Raw genomic sequence first — 507 nt, 5'->3', positions numbered from 1 at the left:
AGTGCGCCGATCTCGTGGTGGCGAACGCGCTGATGAGAGCGGCCCGTCAGGAGGCGGCCTGCAACGCCGAACACGCCTGGGCCGCGCTACGGCTTCTCGCCATACTTCATAACCGCGCCCGGGAAGGGCAAAAGCAAATCGCCGAGAGCTTCAGTGGCTACGACTCGGCAATACTCCGCTCGATCCTGACCGAAACGAGGTATCTCGGCGAACAGCTCACCGCGCCGCTCGACCGGACCGTCGGCCGGCTGCGCGAAGAGCGTGTAATCCGGCGCCATCTCTGGATCGCCTTGCGCAAGCTGCGCTACCAGAGTGACTATACCTTCCTGCTGGAAGCGGATAACGGAAGGGTCCGCCTGCGCGATCTCGACGGTCCGGTCTTCACGAATCCCCGGCTCGGACCTTCGATCACTTTCCTGCGCGACATCGGTCTTCTTAACGTCGATGGCCTCACAGCAGCGGGCGCCCGTTGCATCGAGAGCGCCGCATGAGATTGTATGAGCGCTT

At 63.1% G+C, this 507-nt stretch carries 1 protein-coding gene; it reads left to right on the top strand.

The features are described from left to right. Positions 1–491 (top strand): hypothetical protein (locus ACKAE7_RS21240; protein ID WP_408980256.1); only part of this gene is annotated, 491 nt, incomplete at its 5' end. Between the last annotated feature and the right edge of the window lie 16 nt (positions 492–507).

It is taken from the genome of Pseudarthrobacter sp. NKDBFgelt (genome assembly GCF_046097905.1).
In the GTDB taxonomy this organism is placed as follows: domain Bacteria; phylum Actinomycetota; class Actinomycetes; order Actinomycetales; family Micrococcaceae; genus Arthrobacter; species Arthrobacter polychromogenes.
The sequence above is the reverse complement of the archived record's forward strand: the minus strand, read 5'-3'. Positions and strand labels throughout refer to the sequence as shown.